Origin of the sequence: Bacillus sp. HMSC036E02 (assembly GCF_001836235.1) — a bacterium.
GTDB classification, from domain to species: Bacteria; Bacillota; Bacilli; order Bacillales; family Bacillaceae_G; genus Bacillus_A; species Bacillus_A cereus.
Genome location: NZ_KV827856.1, coordinates 16,096 through 36,514 on the forward strand (window position 1 = coordinate 16,096; position 20,419 = coordinate 36,514).

Here is a 20,419-nt window from a genome sequence, read left to right on the forward strand (position 1 = left end):
AGAAAGGGAGTGGATCCCCCACTCCCTTTAACCATCTACCCCTGATTCTTCTGCGCTTCTCTAAACTCCTCCTTCACCTTCTCTAACAACCCTTCTTCCGTAATTAATCGATATGCCGTATTCGCTAGTACTTTTGCCGATGTAATTAATGCTTTATCTCCAAGTTCTGAACGTGCTGCTTCTCTAAATTCATTCGTATGTGCAATTAAATCATCTGGTCCGATTTTAATGTACGGATGAATTGTCGGTACGACTTGACTTACGTTTCCTGCGTCGGTTGAACCAATCCCTACTCTTTCTTTACGATTTACATCTTCACCTAATAGTTCTAGTTCTTCCGCTACGATATCGTTATATGTTTTTGTTACGAGTAATTCATCGATTTCATTTTGGAATTGATGGATTTTTACTTTCGCACCTGTTGCTAATGCTGCTCCCTGTGCAATGTTTCTTACTTTTTCTGTTACTTCCGCGCATCTTTTTCTCGTTGCTGCACGGATGAAGAATCTTGCTGCGGCATAGTCAGGAATAATATTAGGTGCTTTTCCTCCCTCTGTAATGACGCCATGAATTCTCACGTCTGACGGAAGTTGTTGGCGAAGTGCGTTAATACCGTTATAGAGCTGAATAACCGCATCTAATGCGTTAATCCCTTCTTCTGGCGAAGCTGCAGCGTGAGCTGTTTTTCCGTAAAAATGAAAATCAAGCGGATCGACCGCTAGTGAAGGACTCGTTGTCGCTGTCTTTCCGCTTGGATGAATCATAAGCGCCGCATCAATGTTTTTAAATAAGCCTGCCTTTACATAACTCGATTTTGCGCTACCGTTCGGTCCTCCTTCTTCAGCTGGTGTTCCGAACACGACAACTTCCCCGCCAATTTCTTCAAGCGTTTCTGATAATGCAATTGCTGCTGCAACGCTAATTGTGCCGATTAAATTGTGACCACACGCATGGCCTAGTCCTGGTAAAGCGTCGTACTCCGCTAAAAATGCGATTGCTGGTCCTTGTTTTCCAGAGCTTTTTCGCGCGATAAATCCCGTTTCATGTCCAGCTATATTGTGCTGCAACTGAAATCCTGCACTGCCTAGCAATAAACTTAACGTTCTAGATGCATAAAACTCTTGGTTACCAATTTCCGGATTCGCATGAATATCATGACTTGTTTCTATGTACTTTTCCTTATTTCTTTCGATACTCTCTTCAATTGTTTTTCTTTGTGACGCTACTCCTGTCGCTCCCATTTTTCTTCCTCCTTTTATTTTCACATAAAAAAGCCTCTTTCTAAAAGATAGAAAGAGGCTTCTGTATATACAGTCAAAATGAGCTTCTTTCTTATCTTTCAAGTTACCTTGCTGGAATTGGCACAGTATTCATAACGAATCCGCTGCCGAGGTATCATAGGGCCAGTCCCTCCACCTCTCGTGATAAGAATTTTCATAAAATTATATTAAATTATTTTTTATTCTAAGTTCATTCCAAGTAAAAGTCAAGGAATTCCTATCCGAATTTACCGAATATCTAAAAATCCTTTTAATACACCAATTGTCTCAGGTGCTTGCAGTCTTGCACATACGTACGGAAATTCCGTACTACCTTCAAACATCATTTGAGATGTAAGCGGTGCGCCTGCCCAGAAGATTTCATCATCAATTACGATAAACGGGAATGCTTTATTTTGTCTTTGTAACTTTACATTTTTCAGTGGAACTGGTCCATCACTATACACTGTTATTTGCGCATTTGTACGCATTAACGCTTGCCATACTCGTTTATCCACTTGTTTTGTACTTGGAAGTGAAATAATAATTTTTCGTTTTGCGGCTAAAATATCTTTTAATAACCCTTTCGGCTCTTCAAGATTCATTTCCATAAACCAGCGTAAACGTTTCGAAATTTTCCGTTCCCACAATTGTCTTGATGTCGTGCGATCATACACATCTCCGTGACGTTCTATATGAGCTGTTAATTGTGATAATGCTTGTTTTCTCGAAAGGTTTTTACGCATATAATGGCAATCTGATAATTGAATGAACTTCCCTCTCGCCCTTGTCACTGCTACATTGACGAGGCGATGGTTTTTGTGATCAAAGAATAATACGCCAGGTCGTTCTTGCGGATAACTGTCAACCGTATCAAAGATCATCATATCTCTTTCAGAACCTTGGAACTTATGAACTGTCGCCGCTAAAACTGGTATGTTTTGATATTTCGTTCTCTGCAACATTTCTCTAATACACGTCGCTAAAAAGCGTGACTGCGCCCTGTAAGGTGTCACAATACCAATTGATTGCACACCGTCTAACAATCCGATTAACATCATTTGCATTGCTACTAAACCAGACATAATGTTAAAACGTGAACCAGAAGCAGCATCTTTTAACGAAAAAGCTCCCATTTGGCTCGTATCAAATAAAACACTCGCTTCATTTGCGAACGGCTGCAATTGCGCAAGTTCTTTACGCTCTGAAACAGACGGATGATCGTATACTCTATTTTTATAAATAAACGAATTCGTAAACTTCGATATATCCGCATGCATACGTCTTTGTTCCTGCAACATAAATAGGTTTGGGTGTGCTTCTGATTTATTAACAGACTCAACAATCCCAGCATGGTAAAACATATCTTCCCCAAGCCATTTGCGAACGAGTTCATGATTTGCCATCGCAATTGGAGGTAACTGTAAAAAGTCACCGCAAACGACGATACGTTTTCCAAGTGAAGCAGCTAATGCAATTTGCGGAACATATGCCATACTTACTTCATCTACAACAACTAAATCAAATGTGCGCTCATAAATAAGTGAATCAATGGCACATTTTGATAAAGTTGCGCCGATTACTTTTGCATTTTCAATATATTCTTTTTCTACTTCTTTAATTTTAGCCTTTTGCTTTCGAAGATCACTTTCAATCTCTTGTATGCGCTTCTTATCAGCAGATGTTGCTTTATACGATAAGATTTTTTCACGAAGATCTTGTCGTGTCTCTTCTAAATAGAGTCTTTCCTCACCCCAAGATCCGTTCGTCGTTTCAACTAACTTCGACGCAAGTAACGTTTCATGATTTCGTATATGTTCATGTTGACTATAACCGTAACGAACAATTTCGCCAGGCTTCCATTTCTTTTTCTTCTCAATTTGCTTCGTTACTTCACTCATTAATACGTCTACTGCCGCATTACTATGAGCCAACACAAGTACCGATTTTCCTTTTTGATAATGAGCTGAAATAATACGTGATAAATTGTAAGACTTCCCTGTTCCTGGTGGTCCCCATACGTACGTCGTCGGATTGTAAAACGAACGATACGCCAATTCATTTTTCGGATTTTTCATCTTCTCAATATGTTTCGGACTGCTCGTCCCATCAACAAGACGCTTTATACGATTACGTTTCAGCTTATCTTTACGTGCTTCTTTCAACCTCTCTTGTAGTTGCTCTAAAAGTTGCCACGGTTCACTATATAAAACAGCTTCTCGTATTTCACCTTGTATATAATCATTTAATTTCAGTTCTATTTCTAATCCATGTACAGACAATACTTCTCCTGTCGCTTCCTCACCATCAAACTCAATTCGAATGGGTGAACCTTCAGGTAAGCTTACTTCCGAAATAAGCTGAAATACGTATACTGTACTTTCATAATCTGTATATAAAAAACGACCATTCATGATAGAAATTTTACTACCACCTATCGTTTTCCAATGTTTAATTTCATATGCTAATGCATAATGCCACTCTTTCATCGTTTCCGATAATGAAGGAGTTTGAGTAGTTGTATTCATCGTATAATCTCCTTCCTTCTCCCCAAACATACTTTCTCACTATACCATATAAAACGCTAAAATTTGTAAGGTTTTTATCTTGCTTATTTTCTTAATTTTCAATAACATATTGTATATAATTTTCAGAAAGAAGGAATCTACATGCCAGTTAGAAGAATTGAACACGTCGGACTTATGGTTGCAAACTTAGAAACATCTATTTCATTTTATGAAGAAGTAGTCGGCTTACAGCTCATGAAACGTATGGGTCATCCGAATCCAGACTTAAAACTCGCTTTTTTAGGTGTAGAAGAATCAAAAGAAACGATACTAGAACTCATTGAAGGCTACAACTCTTCTCTTCCGGCAGAAGGAAAAGTACATCACATTTGCTTTAAAGTGGATTCATTAGAGGATGAGATCGAAAGACTGAAGAAACACGCAGTAACCTTTTTACTAGGAGAAGAAATCGAAACATTACCAGATGGAACACGTTACATATTCTTCGCTGGTCCTGATGGAGAGTGGATTGAGTTTTTTGAGACGGAGAGATAAAGTAAGACTTTAGGATAGAAAAGGAGCCGGAATTCCGGCCCTTGTTTTTAATGAAACATATTTTATTATAGGAATAAAAAGAAATAGGATATCCTCTCCTATTTCTTTTCTTAGTGTTATAAAAATCTTTCTAATAACTCTAACTTGCACAATGCTTCCCGTTAATATAATAGGCTGATTCTGTGAAAACTGTAAATACAACCTCTACTTCTGGAAGTCCAAAATCCATTACATATGTAGTAATGGCCTTGGCAAATCGATCACGAATTTCCTGTCCACGCTCGAACCATTTCACTTCAATAAGAGGAAACGCTTCTATTTCTTCTCCATTGAATACAAACGTAGAACTTGGTAGTTCCAAGGTGAAATTATCCGTACCACACTCACAGATATCTGCGAGTTCTTCTACCAATGGCTTGCTTATGCTTTTTAATTGTTCAGTAGTAATTCCACGAAACACAACATGCGGCATGTTATTCCCTCCGTTACATAGCTTTATATTTCCTCATATCATAACACAATTTATTTTGCTGCACTAACATCTATTCGTACATTTCAATGACATTCTTAAGAATGATCATATGTTATTGAAGCTAATATAATCAGGAGTTAAGGAAAAGCAGACTGATAGAATTAAAGGTGAAGAGGTAATACTTGACCTCAATTCTAATCGTCATATAATCAATGCCATGCACAAAATGACTCATCAAAAAGTATTATCTCATGAAAAGCAAGGATTTATTAAAATGACTCCAGAAAACATCGAAGCAATACGTTGAGTAATTGATGAAAATAATAGTGGAACCTTACAACATAAAGAATAGTACCTCAAGATTTTGATTGGTTGGTATGAAGGCGATTTTTCCCTTATCGTTTTATGATATGCTAACAACATTTGATAAAATACGGTATCTATAGACAGTCAAACACCTTTAAAGATACCTCGTCCAGTTCTTGCTGTTGCAAGATAAACAGCATGTAATCAGTTAACCACCCACATTAGTAACGAAAACATAAAGAAAAGGCATTCCAAATATGAAACACCTTCTTTCGTTTTATAAAACCATCCAACACGCTGAACTTTTCAATTTAATATAATGACTCGTTTAACTAAAGAAATTGATTACGTGCATAACGCTCTTCTCACTTTTCTTGCAAAATTTAGTGGATCATCAACGTCTTCGATATTAACGTAAATTAAATTTGGATCATCACATAACCACTCATTGTGTATAGACGAAACGATTATTCCTTGTTTAATAATTGTCGCCACAAATTCAGTGACTTCTTTTTGTAAGAGTGCTACTCGGCCTAGGCATAATGCCCGTCCAGTTTTATTGTCTCGTGATTCGAATGAAAAGGAAGTTGTTACTCTAAAACGTTTTCCCAAGATTGTGGCTCGTATTTCATCACGGTTTATTGTTGCCACGCATTTCCCACCAGCGAATCCTTCTTGACCGCCAATGATTCTTGCAAACTGTTGACAAATTGATTCCTCATTAACCGCCATACCTTTAATCATTCCTCCTTTTACTATTAGATTATGAATTCATACATAGGTCTGAAACGGCAATGAATCTAATCTATTATAAAAAAATGATGGCGATCTACCGAAAGCTATTAACTCAATTATTCTTGATCGTATGAATTGTTATCAGAGTTTAAATGGTGCAGAATTTTTATTTTATGCTTAATGGACATCGGAGACTGAAAGCAAAACTCAGCTATTATAATGGTAAGACATTTTTAAAGAGCATAAAAAAGACACCCTAAGGTGCCATCCTCCGACTTGAGAATTATATCTATGTATGGAGAAATTTAGAAAAGACAAATACAAAAGAGAAGATTCTAACTATAATTTATAGAACTCTTATGCCATGACTTACTTACATATTTCCTTATTTACCAGAAGAAGAATCTCAGTTACATTATTTTCTGAACAGTCTCGTTAAAGCCATACCAAGAAATCCAGCGCCCATTCCTATTAGCCATCCAGTTTGGGCATTACCTAACATAGATCCCACTCCTCCACCAAGAAACATACAGCCAACGAATACTAATCCTCCAATTCCCCAATTCGGCCGTTCCATAGTTCCATCACATCCCTTCCATAAAACATATGCGATTAACTAGCCTAACTTTCTTGCATAGGATTGGTAATTATTTTGCTTATGTTTTATTGAAGGGCATTCAAAAGATGCGGAGATTGAGTCATTTGAATAAATTACAGAAGGAGAATTTCATTTTTTCATATCAAATAACTTAAGAGTGTGTTCCACAATTTATGACTCCCCCCACCGCTATCCAGCTCAGATAAGAAAGCAAAAACGAAAATTATATGCATCATTGACTACTGTTAATGAGACGTTATGTTAACCTCACATGAAGACCCTATTCATCCAAATTTACACAAAGTTGTCCTTGCTGATGGTACAATTAAAATCATGGAGGGATATTATGGGAATTTTTTTGTAATAACACTACTTCTTATAGACGGCACTGCAATATTGTTATTTTTCTTGTCTGTTTCACCAAAAATTAAGGCTAAAAACCTATCTTCAATAATGATCTGTTTAGGAATAAATCTAATCATAAGTCCAGCGGCTTTTCTTATAGGTGGGATAGCTGATTATGCAGGTGTAGCAGCTAATTATGGGGCTTATTTTGCGGGCGAGTCGACAACAGCGCCTCCTCTAGTTAGTCGTGCACTTTATTTTTTGGGAGGATTTCTCTTTATTCAGGGAATACCGCTGCTCATACTACTTGCAGCTTTTTGGAAGTTTGCTAGAGCAAAGAAAATAAAACAAGTATAGAAGGATGAGTGGATGCATTTTAGAGTAGGGATCCGCTTTTTTCTCGGTACCAATAATAGGATTTCATGTCATACAATGGAGTTAATATTAGAAAACTGTGGGGATGATTACGTTGATAAAATTTGTAATTAGTTATGCTGCAAGTCTGTTTGCTTTTATTTTTGGATGGTTCTTGATTTCATATATTTCTCATCCTAGCTTTATTCACCCGAACGTTGTATTAGGATTCATTAAAACGATCTTCACTTATGGTAGTATACCAGCTCTTATAGCTTGTCTAATTGGGGAAGTGTTATACAGGAAAATCAAGCGATGTAGAGAATTTCAATTTGGAGTCCCTGTATTTATAGGACAAGCAGCTCTCTATACAATTATACCATTTCTTGTTCTTTTTCCTTTTAATTTTTCGCATTTCTTTGACTTTGTTGCACCTGTTATTATGGGGTCCTTAGCTTTTTATTTCGTACGTAGAAAAATATAATTAACTTCAAGAGTGTGACAAAAAGAAGCCTGATTAGTAAAACCACACTGTGTAACCAAACGGAACGAGAACAATCAAAACGCCGTCATTGCTTCTATTAAAAGAAGAATTGAAAAGTTAGAGAAAAAGAATAAGGTATTTGAGGAAGAAAGTAAGAGTGAAAAAGAAACTGTAAAGCTTACTGATTACCTTTTAAAGTTTACAATCATTTCCTAATTGCAGTTAAATATTGTAGTAAGAAACCGAATCCCACCGCTTAAGGGTTTCGGTTTCTTTATTATTTTTTCTTTTTTTAAGAAGTGGTATTTGGATCCATTCATTTTCCACATTTATTTTTATATTTTTTTCTAAAAGAAGGTTTCCATTCTGATAAATCCTGATAAACAAACGTTATATTATTACATATTCTCTCTGCAGCTTCGTACATATGTTTTATATCATTAGCCGTAAATACTATAGACCCTTTGCGTTGAGTGCTATCTACAATAGTTGGTATGGTGTCACCCTCTTTTACTAATAGATCAATTAATACAACCTCCGATATGTTAGTTAACTCTTTATACTTGATTTCTTTTATGCAACCTGGTTTTGGGATCAGACTTAAAGACATAGCTTGACATTTTGAAGGTACACATCTAAATTCATCTATAGTCTCAGTAGCTAACGCATCATAATAGTATCCAAATTGAGAAATGCCAGTTGTTAGTTCCACCATCTTCCAGATGTTGCCGCCACCTATTCTAACTTGAGATTCTATAATTATTGGCTTATTTTGTTTGTCTATCTTTACTTCTGTATGAGTAATGCCGTTTTCCATTTGCATGTCGTCCAAAAATTGCATTACTTTTTCCATAATTAATTGTTTTTGAGATTCATCTATAGGTGCTGGCATAATAGTATAGTTTATTATAAACGTATCTTCTTTAAATACTTCAGCTGATATCGCTAGTATAGAATGTTTTTTGTTATAAGAAACGGTTTCAACCGTATAAACTATATCACCTTCAATATACTCTTCCACTAAAACAGGTAGTTGAATACCATTCTCTTTAATAAATACCTCTACGTCATCTCCCGTGTCTAGCTTAGATACACCTTTACCACCTGCGCCAATCGGGGGCTTTATTATAATCCTATCTTTTTTGTTCAAAAATTCATTAATACCTTTAATGTTATTGCAAACTTTCGAATCTATAGAAAAGTCTTTACCTGCTAGCATTTCACGCATCATGTCTTTATTACGGGTTATCATATTAGCATTGTAAGAAGGTCCTTTAACATTAAAAATCTTTGCAATTATGCAAGCCGTATCTAATGCTGTTTCGTTGAAAGATACAACCACATCAAATGGTTTCTCTTTGAATAATCCTTCAGCGTAGTATATAGACAAGGGTATGTTTGTCGTGTCTAATTCTTTTTTATAGAAACATTTTTCTAAGATAGCCCCATCAAAATATATGTGTTTAGCGTAAGATCCTATATACGAAACAGTATACCCACTGTCTAATGCATCTTGTATAGGCTTTGTCCATCCCCCTATAAATAAAATGTGTGTTTTATTTTCTATGTCATTTCCTTTTAATACCTTATGCATCATAATCATCTCCTCTAATATGAACTCGTATATTCAATTTCATTTCCTTTTGATACGCCTCGTCTTAACAACGCCACTAAACACAATGTTGTTCCGAAGCCCCCTATAAATAACGTAGTTTGAAGCCCAAATATAGAAATTAAAAATGCACTAGCAAAACTTCCTAATGCCCAAGCTCCCCAATTCAGCGTACGCTGTACAGCATTTACTCGGCCTAGCATGTGATTTGGTGAGGCAAGTTGTCGTATAGTTGCAGCGTAAGGGCCAAATACACCTTCTCCCATACCATGTATGATACTTGCGGCTACTATTCCGTAAACTGTTCCCATATACCCCATTATCGGTATAAAAGCCAAACCGGTAACTGATACAGCAGCGCTATAAATAAGCATTTTTGCATTATTAATTTGTTGACTTTTTTTCATAAGTATCGTATTACCTATTAAAAATCCCACCGCTGCTGAACCTATAACAAATCCTATTTCAATTTCAGATAGATTCATTACCTTATAAAGGAATATTACTAAAATGCTATTTAATATGTATTTAAAAAAACCGTAAACAGCACCACAAGTTACAATCGGCTCCAATACAGGGTGTTTTTTGAAATATACCAAACCTTCATATATGTTTTGGTATATAGATTTTACATTTACGTCTTTTAAAGAACCTTCTGTATGCGGTTTAAACTTTGAAATAATTAATACAAACATAAAGCAAACAAAATACGTTACTGCGTCAACAGTGAATGAGCCTGTTAATCCAACTAGAGTAATGACGATTCCAGCTAGCATAGGACCAATTACTATAGAAAGAGACTCCGAAAGTGCTAGTTGTGCATTTCCTTTTTTTAAGTGGTCTTTATCTGTTACTATTTCCGGTAAAAAAGAAGGAATGGCAATGTTGTAAAACGTGGTGAATATTCCATTTAAAAACATGATAAACACCAACAAAGGGAACGTTATAATATTTGTTACAGTCAGTATGAATACTGATAAAAACAATACTCCTTGACATAAACTACAAATTAGCAAGACATTTTTCCTATGAAAAATGTCTATTAAAGCACCGGCTACTAACCCGAAAATTAGATAAGGAACGAATATAATCCCACGAAGCATAGCAGCATTTGCTTCGCTTGTTTGTAACACCTCTAATGCAAAAAGTGGCAAAGCTACTATTGTAAACTGAATACCCAACAAACTTATAGACTGTCCTAACCAAAGCTTGTGAAAATTAAAATGTTTGCTACCTTTCATAATATCCCCCCACTAAATTCATATTTATAAATTATCAAGTTAACGATATAAATAAGAACAGGAAAAGCCTATCTTTCAACTAATGTCTGTAGCACATAAAAATTCGAAGCCTAATATAAAAGCGATTTTAGTTTCAAAATGAAGACTTGATCTTTAGAGCTCTCTTGGCTATTAAAAAGCTCATTTTCCGAAAAATAATTCTGCATTCGTTTATAAATCAATTGATATACAGATGAGATTTATTTGTAAGAATCTAGTTATTAATTAGCTTGCTTCGAATTCATTTTCCGATTGTATGTCACTTTGAATCACCTCCAGCATCAGTATAACCTTGAAGGCACGCTGTTGTACGCATTTTGGAATGTAACAGCAAGATAACGAAGCTACGATGACGAACTGAATGGATTTAACCTTGTTATTAGAGGACACATATATACATGACAATTGATTAAAATAGGTCATGCACGATGAAATAAATTTTTAGATAAACCAAAATAACCAGCAAAAAGCCCCTTCAAATTTGAAGGGGCTTTTTAATATATAGAAATTAGCTTAAAGCAAAGATAACATCTCTTGAAGGGGGCATTTTTTTATTATTCATGTTTATTGAGGAGCCTTCGCTTGAAGCAACTTTAACCCCATCCCAATAAAAATTAGTCCTGTTACTTTATTTAGAATCATTCCTACCTTTTGACTTCCTCTTAATTTTTTGGTGACATAGGAAGAGAAATAAGCAACAAATAAACACCACAATAGTCCTGTTACTGTAAAAGTAATTCCTAAAATGATAAAAGGTATAGGACCTGAAGCCTTTGTATCTATAAACTGCGGCAGAAACGCAATAAAGAATAAAGAGACTTTTGGATTCGTAAGACTTGTTAAGAGCCCTTGTAAATATATCTTTCTAATGTTCAATTTATTGGATGGGGCTTGAAAATCTACATTTGTCTTATCAAGTATCATTTTCATTCCTAAATATACAAGATAGATAACACCTATAATCTTAATGGTGTTAAATAACACAACGGATTTTGTAAGTATAATAGATAAACCAAAAGCAACCAATAACGTATGGACTAAAGAACCAGTAATAATACCAAAAACAGAATACACACCTGCTTTTCTACCTTGTGAAATACTTTTTCCCACAATATACATGGTGTCTGCACCAGGAATTAGATTTAATAAAATTCCTGTTAGTAAAAACACTTCATAATTAATAATACCGTACATTTTAGCACCCCTATCTATTTTTTAGTGCCCTTATTGATATTAAATGAAACACAAGAAAAAGAAAATAATTTTCTATTTATTCAATAAAATCAGCGAATTCTTGATTTACAATCGATAAAACTGATGGAATGTACCATTCGTATCGCGGACCGAAAACTCACTATTGAATAAATAAAACCCCAGAAATCCAAAGGTCTCTGGGGCTCCATTATATATTTAGCTCTTTTTGCTTTTTGTTTTGTTTATGTCTATACAGCAATTTTCGGCTTATTAGAGAAATCACTAATAAGGTCAGAATTAATAAGATAAGTTGCATAAATGATAAATCAAAATATTTAGCACCTGTAACGATTAAAAGTGTAGAAATCGTGCCTTTTACAACAAAAAAAATAATAACCCATAATCCGCCTTTTTTCCAGTTCATTTTATATTACCCTTTCCTACGTTTAAATTCTTAAAATATTTAATGATAGTTCTTAAATGTGACAACTTAATAGAAATCTATTATATTAACAAAAAATTCATGTCTAATTACATGCAACGATTCTATATTAAATGAAAATGATATTCATCGTCAATTTTATTGACTATTTGAATACTTATTATTTCTTTCTACTTTGTTTCTTATAAGCAACACACTTTTATATTCAAACAAAAACACCTCCATTACATTTGCACACTTAGTATGCGAATGCAAGAGGTGTTTTTTCATATACCATCAGGTAAGATTTCCTGCTTTGTTTATTTCTTGATACGTAGCTATTTTTTAATACACAATAACTGGATCATACGTGTTCAAACTATCATATACAGTTTTTGCAACATTAGGAAGAAGGTTCACACACCCACCTGATCCTCCTGTTAAATAAGCATTATTTCCCCAGTCTTTTCGCCAGCCGGCATCGTGAAATCCTTGACCACTATTTGTGAATGGAACCCAGTAATCTACTTTAACCGCATAATCAGCTTTTCCTACTGCGTTACCTCTTAGCGTATATGGTGTTCGTTTATATAGGACGTACCACACACCTGGTGATGTATCTTCACCAGTACTATGTTTACCAGTTACTACATTTGTTGTAACAACTAATTTTCCATCTTTGTAAATCCAAATTTGTTGCTCTGCAATTGAAACTTCTGCATACGTGTCTCCGATGCCATTATTCGATGTTGTTTTATAACCGATACCTTCCTTCTCCCAACCATTTCCGTGAATATTAGAAGCAGAAAGCGCCTTTTCGCCTTTCTCAAAGGCTTGTTGAACTTGTTTAGTTTCTTTTTCAACATCTAGTGCCCAGCCGTATCCCTGTCCTTTTACTGATATGACTGAACCGGAATGCGTTTTAAATGAGAAATCTTTATTTAATGTTGATTTGGCATTATTAATTTCAGTGATTTTCTTCTTAATGTCACTCGCATCAATTGTAACTTTCATATCCTTTGACATAGAGGCATTTTGAATTAAATCTTTCGCTTTTAAAGGATAAACTTCATCCTGCACTTTATACTCAACAGACTGCCCAAGAAGATTCTGTAGTGCTTTCTCCTCTTTTTTGACAATCGGATCGTCTTCTTTAATAGGTTTTATGTATGCAGACTTCAGATGAATTTCGCTTTTATATTTTTGCTTATCGTAATCTTTCAGTAGACTAGTAACGTCATACTGTTTTCCTTCAACACTTTTCGAAATAACAATTTTTCCTTGTTCTAGCTTCGCCATAGCATCTTGAGGCGCTTTTAACTTCTCATTCATTGAGATGAGCTTTTCTTCTACAAGTTTTTTCATCGTTTCACTACGATACTGATCTGCCTTCTCTGGTAGCAATGAATAATTTTCTCCCTTTGAGGAAGGGAAAAATGTCCACTGTTTTTTTAATAGTTTCTTAACTTGAGGCAAATCTTTTTCCGTAAGTTCCGTTTTTGTATCTTTTTCATCTAAAATTTGTTGTTGATCAACATAGACTTTGTTTGCTAGTCCAGATGTCTTTAATTTCTGTATTGCCTGATCAGCACTCAGACCACCAACTTTTGTGTCATTAATTGTAACATTCGAATTGAAGTGAGTTGCCTGATAATAACTCATTCCCCCAATAAGAAGTGCAAATACACCAATACCCGCTGCAATAAACTTCCAATTTGTATAACGTTTTTTTGATCTTACTCGTTTTTGATCAATTTCTTCAACTGATTCATTTGTTGTATTGTTGTTCATCAATCTTTCCCCCGTATGCATTAACGTCAAACGATTTTCAACTAAAATCATAAACTAGTGTACCTTATTTTTCCTAAAATTTCATTATTTCCGACCACATTTTATCGCAATTTAATGATTAAATTTAGATTTTTCAATAGTACGATGCATTGCACAGCCCTTTACAAGTTATAAAATGAAATTTCAATCAACCGTTATACCAAAGGAATTAACTACATCTTCTTCGGAAAATTTTTTCTCTTTACGCAAAATACGAATTATATTATCCATTTTATAAACATCACCTCCTAATTTTGTCAAAAAAATAAACGATAGTCCTTCTATCTAAAATGTAGAAGGACTATCATTTTTTCAGTTAGAGTATTTGTATAATCGTTTAACTTTTTATTTCCTGAAGGTCAAACGTGATGAAGATGATGAAATTTCATCTCATAGCCTTTAAATGAAAACATTATGTTTTTTATGGCAAACCAAGTTTATTTTCTTAGCTTGATGTACCCACATATCCAGCAGCCTAAGATGAAGTAAGAGTCTGTTCAACTAGATTTTTTCTAATATTTTTAGGAGCATCTTATTTCGCCTCGTCATATTTCACTAATTGAATTTAAAACACATCCGTATGCTATTTAGTAAAATTTACGATTCGAGACGTAATTATTGCAGTAATTAAGATAATAATAGCGGTTATCAAGCCAGATTCTCCAACCCAAATCTCAGTTTGATATCCTGTACTTGCACGTGCGAAAGGTCCTTGAATAATGGCATTCCAAGTAGTATGGATGATAACCGAAGGCCAAACGCTACCTGTGATTAGTCGTAAATAAGCTGTAATATAACTGAATGGCACAATACAAAAATAGATGCCAAGCACTGAAAGTAGGACAGATGGTCCCTCTACATATAGACCAGCAATAACAATTGGAACATGCCACGTTGCCCAAATCAATCCACTAATAAGGATCGGCCGTGAAAACTCTGCATCGACTAGCCTTGTGAGCATATAACCTCGCCAACCCATTTCTTCTCCCAAAACTGGGATTAAGTTAAGCAAACTTCCGAAGATGCCGCTCAATACAACTAGATAAATGAAACTGAATGGTGCCGCTACATACTGAAGTCCAAGTATATTGTAGATCGGTTCTAACATACCACCTTCAGGATGCTGAAACCTCGCAATTCCGCTCAGCCAGGCGATAGAATAAGTAATTCCACAAATAATCATAGGGATTAGCAGAGCAAAACCAATCCCCTTCCATACCTTTAAGTTACCGAGACCAAAAGATACATCTTTAAACCCTTCTTTCAGTATTATGCGAGTCAAAATAGAAGAAAGTGCTGGGGTAAACATATATACCACAATAAGCGGCATACTTTTCGTAATTATTACTACTACATTTAGGATAATAGAAGTAATGATTAAAATACTCAGAAAGAGTTGAAGTCCTATTTTAGCACGTTGGATTTTATCTTTATTGTGGAACGATTTTGCGTGTAATATCATTGTAATCCGCCTTCCCCCTTTCATTCACTTGTTTATCGAATTTACTTCTTGTCATTTCTACAGACACACCTTAGAATAAAAATATTTTGGCATACAGATTCATTCATCTTTAACATCACTCCCAAATTTATAATCTAGTTTTACTTGCAACTCATCCATGTAATTATTATTTATAAGTTGTCATAACCGATAGTACAAAAGTGTAATAATTAGTCTATGACCTGTGTCAATTAACCTTATGACACTATGTAACTAGAAAATATGATATGGAATAAATAACAATTGAATTAAGGCAATTGATTCGTGCAAGTACAATGAATCATTCTTGCTTTTACAAATAATTCAATTGAGGTGGAAAAAATGAATAAGAAAAAAATAATTGCAATGGTTAGTACAGCTCTATTAGTCACAGGAGGTGTAGAAGTAGGAAAGGCTCAAACAGTAGCAGTCGAAAATTCAGGTCAATCAATACAAAAAAATATAGTTAAATCCATACAATCACAGGCTTACCCATTAAAAACGATAGAGCCGTCAAAATCATTTGAGGATTTAAAACCACTTAAGAAAATGATTGGGAGCGCACAATATGTAGGATTAGGAGAGAATACTCATGGAAGCTCTGAAATTTTCACTATGAAGTTTCGCCTTGTGAAATATTTGGTTACTGAGATGGGTTTTACAAATTTCACAATGGAAGAAGATTGGGGAAACGGCTTAAAACTAAATGAATATATCCAAACAGGAAAAGGAAACCCTAGAGATTTTTTAAAGTTGTTATATCCTACTGATGAAATTATAGCCATGATTGAGTGGATGAAAGATTATAATGCTGATCCATCCAATAAAAAAAAGATCCAATTTATTGGGCTCGACTTAAAAACGTTGGACCAAGGCAGCTTTAATAAAGTAATTGATTATGTAAGGGTGCATCGACCGGATTTGTTGGCAGAAGTAGAAGAAAATTATAAAGAATTATCGTCTTTTACTGAAAGTATACAGGAATATATGAAACTTACTCCTGAATTGAAAGAGAAGTTCAAAGCAAACGCTGAGAGGGTAGCTCGATTACTAAAAGATGAGAGTGAGCAAGCCAACACAGAAATAGTTTCACCTGAGTACATCTGGGTGAAAGCAACGGCAAGTGCAATAGAGAAATTTACCACAATGCTACTTCCTAACGACTATCCAAGTATGATAAAGCTACATGAGCAATACTTGGCCGATCATGCAATGTGGGCACAAGAGACATTTGGTGGTAAAACGATGGTATGGGGACACAATATTCATATAGCTAAAGGAATTATCGATGAGCAATTATATCCTGATGTTGCGGGGCAGTTTTTAAAGGAACGTTTAAACAATAATTATGTCACAATTGGTAGTACAACTACGGAGGGGAATTTCACCTTATATAGCGAATATAATCCTTCCACCGGAGGTAAGATTACAACAGACGCTATTCCACAAGATGTAAAAAGTTTCAATTACACTCTCGGAAAAGTGCCCTATAAAACGTTTTTATTGGATAACCGTCACCTTAAAGGACAAGCAGAGAAATGGGTTAAAGCAAAAAGACCATTACTAAGTATAGGAGGACAAATCATCCCCAACAGTTCGGTATACTTTGATACTTCATTGCTTGAGCAATTTGATATTATTTTTCATATTCGAAAAACAAGTCCATCTCATATTAAATAAAAGTACAAAACAATCCCGTTCTTGCAGATGTAAGAACGGGATTGTTTTGTGGGGATTAATAAAGTGAAACTTTAATCAGCAAGTTTTTGTTCATCCCCCACTTATTATTAGCCTTCACCAATCGTGCGTTTACCGGCAGCCCGCCCCCCACCTAACGCTGAATTTTGAGGCGGGGGTCTTACTGCCTGGCAAATAGCGGGATACAAGCATCTTTGTTAACTAGAAGTAAACTGCTCTCCCCCTTTTTAATATCATTTAGAACTGTCATATGACACTTTTACACTAGTGAGAATGACAAAAAAAGCAGTATGATTCGGTTATTACATAGATAGGAGCGATGAACTTTATGAAATCAAAATTCATCCAGAATGGTTATTTTTTATTGCTAACTTTCGTTACAGGATTATTTTATTTTTGTTTTTATCTAATAGCTCTGCTATTCAGTTTTACCCTTTCATTTACGGTAATTGGGATTCCACTAGTTATACGCGTACTACAGACTACGACACCTTTTATCCAATTCGAGCGCATACAGACGAAAATTTATACTGATATTTCGACCGACTCTTACGATAAAAGTATAAAAATGGCTACATCAAACTGGACTCAGGTGAAATTAGTGCTTACAGATCGTCGCACTTGGTCTGCTGTCTTTTGGTTAATGCAGAAATTTGTGATTGGCATTTTCAGTCTCATTAGTGCAATCATTTTTTATGTAATGCCACTTATGCTCCTGTTGGCACCACTACTGTATCGATACATCGATATGAATATTATATTCATACAGATAGATACTTTTGCCAAGTCACTCTTTGTAATGTTTATAGGTATAGTATTTACCGCCATAAGTATTAGGATAGTAGAAGGTTTGACAAAGAAAATTGGGGGCTATACACGTAGTATGATTCGGCAACTAAATCAATAAAAGTTTGCAGTCTGTGAATAGTATCGTAGTTTTAAATTAAAAAGTATAATAAAGCAGGAAGGATTAAATTATAATATAGGAAGAAAATGGTAGGCTATTTAGGGGGTAAAGAACTTGTTAGATATGGTTAAGTATTGGTTTTGGTATGATTGGATTATGTTGGGGGTACGCCTACTTGCTAGTGTGTCTATCATTCTAGCTACATTAAATTTTCAGGATGGTTTAACATTACCACTTTGGAGTATTATTCTTTGGGAAATTATTGCCTTCTCTATTCCATGGGTAGCCTTACTATTCAATTATAAATATTATTTGTTCACAGAAATACTGCTGTATGGTGGACTATGTATATATTTAACCTCATTATTTCCAGGAGCTTACAACACATTTCTTATATCAGTGTTTCTAATTGCTGCGAATAGTAAGCATTTGTCCTATTATTGGACAGCTCCAATAACAGTTTTTATAACGACTGGAATTTTCTATGCGGTTGCGCCAAGTAATAGCTATTGGGTTATGGTCACCTATTATGGATTCGCATATGTAATGGGTTTCGCTTTTCATTTATTAATCGTCAATCATAAACAAAATGAATCAATTCGTAAACAAAACGCGGTACTTGAGCAATATATGTCTCAGATTGAACGCATCACACTGGCGGAAGAACGGAACAGACTGTCGAGTGAGCTTCATGATACAGTTGGTCACGCTTATACTTCTATTATTATGGGGATGGAAACGTTGCGCACCGAACTTGCTACTGAAATGGGTATACAGAGGCTAGATTCTCTGCTTGAAATGGGACGGAAAAGCATCGAGGACGTGAGAGGTTACCTACATCAAATGGATTCTCCGTGTCAATCGCCTTCCTTAATTCAATCTCTCCAAAATCTTGGAGCCGAATTTCAGGAGCACGCTCAGGTTAATGTAAGTTTTCGAGCATACGGAGAGGAATATGAATTGTCTCGGCAAGCAAAGATAGCGTTCATTCGTTGCTTACAAGAGTCCCTTACGAATGCAGTACGCCATGGTCAGGGAACTGAAATTATAGTTTCATTGCAGTTTGAACAACAATATACGAGATTAGAAATTCAAGATAATGGAAAAGGAAATGTAGAATGGCAGGAAGGCTTCGGTATGAATGCGATGAAAGAACGAGCAATGAACTTGCAAGGTCAATTGTCTGTATATACAAAGCCAGAGGAAGGAATGCTTGTTACTTGTACCATACCGCGACAAACTGAAATAAAAGATGGACTTATTCGTTTGTTAATTGTAGACGATCAGCCATTTGTCCGGGAAAGTTTGAGGACACTACTCGATAGATATGAAGATTTAAATGTAGTCGGTTTAGCTGAAGATGGCAATGAAGCCATCGATTTGTGTGGGCGCCTTCAACCCCATGTTATACTTATGGATTTAGATATGCAGCACATGGATGGAGTCGAAGCAACCAAAAAAATCAAGCAACAATGGCCACATATCCGCGTATTAATTTTCACAACGTTTCAGGATACCGAACAGGCGTTGGAATCACTTCGCAACGGTGCGGATGGTTTTTTACTTAAATCTATTGAAACGTTGGAGCTAGCCAATACGATCCGACTTATTCACAAAGGTGGGACACTAATTGATCAGGGAATGTCTCACAAAATATTTGAGAAGTTTGATGAGCAAAAAGAGACACCAGAATCAAAAGCAACCGCTTATGAGCTAACAGCTAGGGAAATAGAAATATTACAGCTAGTAGCAAAGGGACTTCGATACACTACCATAGCATCAAGGTTATATTTATCGAATGGTACGGTCAGAAATTATGCTTCCACAGCTTATACAAAGCTAGGAGTCCGTAACAAAGAAGAAGCTGTTCAAAGGGCTCTAGAAATTGGAATTATTGAATAAAAAAGTGTTTTTTGTTTCTTTACAGCAAGATGAAATGTAGTTACAAGGTACAGTAAAGGATAAAGTGAAACTTTAATCAGCCCTCACCAATCTGGCTGCCCGTTAATGCGGGATAATCATGAAAATTCCCCTTTAAGAAAAAAATAAAAAATCAGACAGTATACTTGAATTGCTCTTCGCATGAGAATATACTAATAAAGCAGGCTATGACGTTCCTTCCTTCTAACTTCTTTGGCCAAATAGGGATGTTACTTTCCTGCTAAACACATAGGCTATGACAATTCTTCCTTCTTTGTAGAAATTTCAAATTGTTTTAGAGTTGTCAATTCCCTATGAAAAATAATTAGACTATAAAACCTCTTTCTTCTTTGGGATTGCATAAACTTTAGTTTATCAACCATTGATGTAGAGGTTTTCTTTTCTTAATTAACAAATTACCACTTAACAACTAAATGTTATATCCCTAATTTTCCACTAAAA

Annotated in this window: 17 protein-coding genes, 1 pseudogene and 1 riboswitch; of the genes and pseudogenes, 7 read left to right on the forward strand and 11 right to left on the reverse strand. The window is 35.3% G+C overall.

Annotation, left to right across the window (positions count from 1 at the left end; all coding sequences use genetic code 11):
* Window positions 1–35: 35 nt before the first annotated feature.
* Together HMPREF2590_RS18280 and HMPREF2590_RS18285 are read right to left on the reverse strand one after the other, a co-directional pair.
* A complete protein-coding gene (locus HMPREF2590_RS18280) occupies window positions 36–1,241 on the reverse strand; it encodes a M20 family metallopeptidase (RefSeq protein ID WP_044584627.1) in 1,206 nt (401 codons plus the stop codon).
* An 88-nt stretch (window positions 1,242–1,329) separates the two neighbouring features.
* A riboswitch (SAM riboswitch) is annotated at window positions 1,330–1,431 on the reverse strand.
* Window positions 1,432–1,507: 76 nt separating this feature from the next.
* Complete coding sequence (locus HMPREF2590_RS18285) at window positions 1,508–3,817, reverse strand: AAA domain-containing protein (protein WP_030026370.1); 2,310 nt, start codon at window positions 3,815–3,817, stop codon at window positions 1,508–1,510.
* Between the two features lie 111 nt (window positions 3,818–3,928).
* Here HMPREF2590_RS18285 and HMPREF2590_RS18290 point away from each other — a divergent pair, with 111 nt between their 5' ends.
* Window positions 3,929–4,321, forward strand: coding sequence for a VOC family protein (locus HMPREF2590_RS18290; RefSeq protein ID WP_001145284.1), 393 nt, complete (start codon window positions 3,929–3,931; stop codon window positions 4,319–4,321).
* Between the two features lie 139 nt (window positions 4,322–4,460).
* Here HMPREF2590_RS18290 and HMPREF2590_RS18295 read toward each other — a convergent pair whose 3' ends face one another.
* Window positions 4,461–4,793 carry a DUF1904 family protein gene (locus HMPREF2590_RS18295; RefSeq protein WP_001120970.1) on the reverse strand — a complete coding sequence of 111 codons (333 nt, stop codon included), beginning with the start codon at window positions 4,791–4,793 and terminating at the stop codon, window positions 4,461–4,463.
* Between the two features lie 130 nt (window positions 4,794–4,923).
* Here HMPREF2590_RS18295 and HMPREF2590_RS30025 point away from each other — a divergent pair.
* Window positions 4,924–5,142, forward strand: a pseudogene (locus tag HMPREF2590_RS30025) (DUF6241 domain-containing protein); the annotation flags it as partial.
* A 302-nt stretch (window positions 5,143–5,444) separates the two neighbouring features.
* Here the strand turns inward: HMPREF2590_RS30025 and HMPREF2590_RS18300 are convergent.
* Window positions 5,445–5,831, reverse strand: coding sequence for a DUF1259 domain-containing protein (locus tag HMPREF2590_RS18300; protein WP_001986336.1), 387 nt, complete (start codon window positions 5,829–5,831; stop codon window positions 5,445–5,447).
* A 418-nt stretch (window positions 5,832–6,249) separates the two neighbouring features.
* The gene (locus tag HMPREF2590_RS30430) at window positions 6,250–6,411 is read right to left on the reverse strand and encodes a hypothetical protein (protein WP_000441008.1); all 162 of its coding nucleotides are present in this window, start codon (window positions 6,409–6,411) and stop codon (window positions 6,250–6,252) included.
* 354 nt (window positions 6,412–6,765) lie between these two features.
* Here HMPREF2590_RS30430 and HMPREF2590_RS18305 point away from each other — a divergent pair, with 354 nt between their 5' ends.
* Together HMPREF2590_RS18305 and HMPREF2590_RS18310 are read left to right on the forward strand one after the other, a co-directional pair.
* Window positions 6,766–7,134 carry a hypothetical protein gene (locus HMPREF2590_RS18305; protein WP_033685804.1) on the forward strand — a complete coding sequence of 123 codons (369 nt, stop codon included), beginning with the start codon at window positions 6,766–6,768 and terminating at the stop codon, window positions 7,132–7,134.
* A 103-nt stretch (window positions 7,135–7,237) separates the two neighbouring features.
* Window positions 7,238–7,615, forward strand: coding sequence for a hypothetical protein (locus HMPREF2590_RS18310; RefSeq protein ID WP_030026376.1), 378 nt, complete (start codon window positions 7,238–7,240; stop codon window positions 7,613–7,615).
* A gap of 316 nt (window positions 7,616–7,931) precedes the next feature.
* On the opposite strand, the gene HMPREF2590_RS18315 is transcribed toward HMPREF2590_RS18310, so the two are convergent.
* The 6 genes from HMPREF2590_RS18315 to HMPREF2590_RS18340 form a co-directional block, all read right to left on the reverse strand.
* The gene (locus HMPREF2590_RS18315; RefSeq protein ID WP_000549721.1) at window positions 7,932–9,209 is read right to left on the reverse strand and encodes an ATP-grasp domain-containing protein; all 1,278 of its coding nucleotides are present in this window, start codon (window positions 9,207–9,209) and stop codon (window positions 7,932–7,934) included.
* Window positions 9,210–9,223: 14 nt separating this feature from the next.
* Entirely contained in the window at window positions 9,224–10,468 is a 1,245-nt protein-coding gene (locus tag HMPREF2590_RS18320) for an MFS transporter (RefSeq protein ID WP_050821978.1), read from the reverse strand.
* Window positions 10,469–11,071: 603 nt separating this feature from the next.
* Window positions 11,072–11,701, reverse strand: a complete 630-nt coding sequence (locus tag HMPREF2590_RS18325) for a LysE family translocator (protein WP_000274241.1) — start codon at window positions 11,699–11,701, stop codon at window positions 11,072–11,074.
* A 208-nt stretch (window positions 11,702–11,909) separates the two neighbouring features.
* The gene (locus tag HMPREF2590_RS18330) at window positions 11,910–12,125 is read right to left on the reverse strand and encodes a hypothetical protein (protein WP_001104104.1); all 216 of its coding nucleotides are present in this window, start codon (window positions 12,123–12,125) and stop codon (window positions 11,910–11,912) included.
* A gap of 342 nt (window positions 12,126–12,467) precedes the next feature.
* On the reverse strand, window positions 12,468–13,913 hold the full coding sequence (locus HMPREF2590_RS18335; protein ID WP_065845340.1) for a L,D-transpeptidase family protein: 1,446 nt from the start codon (window positions 13,911–13,913) through the stop codon (window positions 12,468–12,470).
* 622 nt (window positions 13,914–14,535) lie between these two features.
* Window positions 14,536–15,414: a CPBP family intramembrane glutamic endopeptidase gene (locus HMPREF2590_RS18340; RefSeq protein WP_050821980.1), complete on the reverse strand. Its 879-nt coding sequence runs from the start codon at window positions 15,412–15,414 to the stop codon at window positions 14,536–14,538.
* A 360-nt stretch (window positions 15,415–15,774) separates the two neighbouring features.
* On the opposite strand from HMPREF2590_RS18340, the gene HMPREF2590_RS18345 reads away from it, so the two are divergent.
* The 3 genes from HMPREF2590_RS18345 to HMPREF2590_RS18355 all read left to right on the forward strand — a co-directional run bounded on the left by HMPREF2590_RS18345 (window position 15,775) and on the right by HMPREF2590_RS18355 (window position 19,939).
* Window positions 15,775–17,112, forward strand: a complete 1,338-nt coding sequence (locus tag HMPREF2590_RS18345; protein WP_050821981.1) for an erythromycin esterase family protein — start codon at window positions 15,775–15,777, stop codon at window positions 17,110–17,112.
* Between the two features lie 346 nt (window positions 17,113–17,458).
* Window positions 17,459–18,037: a sensor domain-containing protein gene (locus tag HMPREF2590_RS18350; RefSeq protein ID WP_025966688.1), complete on the forward strand. Its 579-nt coding sequence runs from the start codon at window positions 17,459–17,461 to the stop codon at window positions 18,035–18,037.
* Between the two features lie 114 nt (window positions 18,038–18,151).
* Entirely contained in the window at window positions 18,152–19,939 is a 1,788-nt protein-coding gene (locus HMPREF2590_RS18355; protein WP_050821982.1) for a helix-turn-helix transcriptional regulator, read from the forward strand.
* Window positions 19,940–20,419: the final 480 nt, after the last annotated feature.

Coding starts and splice junctions, on each gene's coding strand:
- HMPREF2590_RS18350 (WP_025966688.1), top strand. CDS start 17,459: ATGAAATCAAAATTCATCCAGAATGGTTATTTTTTATTGCTAACTTTC.
- HMPREF2590_RS18330 (WP_001104104.1), bottom strand. CDS start 12,125: ATGAACTGGAAAAAAGGCGGATTATGGGTTATTATTTTTTTTGTTGTA.
- HMPREF2590_RS18340 (WP_050821980.1), bottom strand. CDS start 15,414: ATGATATTACACGCAAAATCGTTCCACAATAAAGATAAAATCCAACGT.
- HMPREF2590_RS30430 (WP_000441008.1), bottom strand. CDS start 6,411: ATGGAACGGCCGAATTGGGGAATTGGAGGATTAGTATTCGTTGGCTGT.
- HMPREF2590_RS18290 (WP_001145284.1), top strand. CDS start 3,929: ATGCCAGTTAGAAGAATTGAACACGTCGGACTTATGGTTGCAAACTTA.
- HMPREF2590_RS18345 (WP_050821981.1), top strand. CDS start 15,775: ATGAATAAGAAAAAAATAATTGCAATGGTTAGTACAGCTCTATTAGTC.
- HMPREF2590_RS18315 (WP_000549721.1), bottom strand. CDS start 9,209: ATGCATAAGGTATTAAAAGGAAATGACATAGAAAATAAAACACACATT.
- HMPREF2590_RS18305 (WP_033685804.1), top strand. CDS start 6,766: ATGGAGGGATATTATGGGAATTTTTTTGTAATAACACTACTTCTTATA.
- HMPREF2590_RS18280 (WP_044584627.1), bottom strand. CDS start 1,241: ATGGGAGCGACAGGAGTAGCGTCACAAAGAAAAACAATTGAAGAGAGT.
- HMPREF2590_RS18335 (WP_065845340.1), bottom strand. CDS start 13,913: ATGAACAACAATACAACAAATGAATCAGTTGAAGAAATTGATCAAAAA.
- HMPREF2590_RS18300 (WP_001986336.1), bottom strand. CDS start 5,831: ATGGCGGTTAATGAGGAATCAATTTGTCAACAGTTTGCAAGAATCATT.
- HMPREF2590_RS18325 (WP_000274241.1), bottom strand. CDS start 11,701: ATGTACGGTATTATTAATTATGAAGTGTTTTTACTAACAGGAATTTTA.
- HMPREF2590_RS18310 (WP_030026376.1), top strand. CDS start 7,238: ATGATTACGTTGATAAAATTTGTAATTAGTTATGCTGCAAGTCTGTTT.
- HMPREF2590_RS18320 (WP_050821978.1), bottom strand. CDS start 10,468: ATGAAAGGTAGCAAACATTTTAATTTTCACAAGCTTTGGTTAGGACAG.
- HMPREF2590_RS18285 (WP_030026370.1), bottom strand. CDS start 3,817: ATGTTTGGGGAGAAGGAAGGAGATTATACGATGAATACAACTACTCAA.
- HMPREF2590_RS18295 (WP_001120970.1), bottom strand. CDS start 4,793: ATGCCGCATGTTGTGTTTCGTGGAATTACTACTGAACAATTAAAAAGC.